Source organism: Lysinibacillus fusiformis, assembly GCF_003049525.1.
In the GTDB taxonomy this organism is placed as follows: Bacteria; Bacillota; Bacilli; order Bacillales_A; family Planococcaceae; genus Lysinibacillus; species Lysinibacillus fusiformis.
The window spans coordinates 1-465 of record NZ_PYWL01000042.1; the positions used below are offsets into that span (position 1 = coordinate 1).

The 465-nt window shown below is 43.0% G+C and carries 1 protein-coding gene; it reads left to right on the plus strand.

The annotated features are described in order from the left end of the window. The coding region (locus C9J29_RS24000) for an aldehyde dehydrogenase family protein (RefSeq protein WP_153062684.1) at positions 1–465 on the plus strand (465 nt) is incomplete at both ends.

The window sequence follows — 465 nt, forward strand, 5'->3', positions numbered from 1 at the left end:
GAGGATGCCAATCTTGATGTAGCGGTCGCCCAAACCGTTGCTTCAAAATTCCGAAATGCTGGGCAAACCTGTATTTGTGTAAACCGGGTACTCGTCCATGAAAACATCGTCGATGAGTTTTCTGCCAAGCTTGCAGCGGCAGTAGCCAAATTGAAAGTTGGCAATGGTCTTGAAAAGGACACACAAGTAGGTCCTGTCATTAATAGCAAAGGCTTCGATAAAATTGTGACTCAAATAAATGACGCCATCGACAAGGGGGCAGAACTACTTTATGGGAATCAGTTTGATGCCAATAAAGAAAAGGGATATTTCTTTGTCCATCCAACGGTTCTTAAAAATGTAAAGGAAGATATGATGATTATGCAGGAGGAAACCTTTGGTCCAGTGGTGCCGATTACCTCTTTTAAGAATCTTGAAGAAGCAGTGGCAATCGCAAATGGTACACCATATGGTTTGGCCGCTTAC